Source organism: Brachyspira pilosicoli (genome assembly GCF_019402445.1).
GTDB lineage: Bacteria > Spirochaetota > Brachyspiria > Brachyspirales > Brachyspiraceae > Brachyspira > Brachyspira pilosicoli_B.
This window is the reverse complement of the sequence record NZ_SRZM01000254.1, coordinates 1-495: the sequence shown is the minus strand read 5'-3', so window position 1 is coordinate 495 and position 495 is coordinate 1. Positions and strand designations below refer to the sequence as shown.

1 protein-coding gene is annotated in these 495 nt (G+C 28.9%); it reads right to left on the bottom strand.

Annotated elements, in window-relative coordinates; translation table 11 throughout:
- Positions 1–106 precede the first annotated feature (106 nt).
- On the bottom strand, positions 107–495 hold a 389-nt coding region (locus E6A48_RS08480), incomplete at its 5' end, for an MBL fold metallo-hydrolase (protein WP_219709695.1).

Here is a 495-nt window from a genome sequence, read left to right as displayed (position 1 = left end):
ATATAAAATTGGTAAATTTAAAATATTTCAGTATATTTTTATGAAAAATAAAAGCATGTATTTTTATGTACATGCTTTTTTATTATCTTTTATATTTATAAATAAATCACATTATCCCCATCTTCTTTCTTTGCGATAACTTAAATCCATAAGCATCATGACCTGGGTAAAGTAACGTATCATCTGGGAGTTTATATATTATATTTGTTATGCTGTTTTCAAGCTCTGCATAATTTCCTGTAGCTAAATCGTATCTTCCTATTCCATAAGCAAATATAGTATCTCCGCAAAATAAATGACCTTCTGTATAATAGCAAACTCCTCCTCTTGTGTGTCCTGGAGTATGTATTACTTTAAACTCTTTGTCTTTTAATTTGAAAGTATCCCCATCATTAAACTTTATTTCTGGGCTTTGGCATTTAATTCCGCTTCCAAAATAACCACTTGCATTTAAATCAGCATCTTGAAAGAAGTCATAATCATCTTTATGTACAG